Here is a 259-nt window from a genome sequence, read left to right as displayed (position 1 = left end):
TCAACGCTTATTGGTGCGGACCTCCATCTGGTGTTACCCAGACTTCATCCTGGCCAAGGGTAGATCACTTGGTTTCGCGTCTACTACCGCTGACTTGACGCCCTGTTCAGACTCGCTTTCGCTTCGGCTGCAGGTCTTGTGACCCTTAACCTTGCCAACGACAGTAACTCGTAGGTTCATTATGCAAAAGGCACGCTGTCACTCCTGAAAGGAGCTCCAACCGCTTGTAGGCGCACGGTTTCAGGTACTATTTCACTCT

The 259-nt window shown here is 52.1% G+C and carries 1 rRNA gene; it reads right to left on the bottom strand.

Annotated elements, in window-relative coordinates:
* A 23S ribosomal RNA gene (locus I6E24_RS17660) occupies positions 1 to 259 on the bottom strand; the annotation flags it as partial.

The organism is Bacteroides caecigallinarum (assembly GCF_021530995.1).
GTDB lineage: Bacteria > Bacteroidota > Bacteroidia > Bacteroidales > Bacteroidaceae > Phocaeicola > Phocaeicola faecigallinarum.
This window is presented reverse-complemented; position numbering and strand designations above follow the sequence as displayed.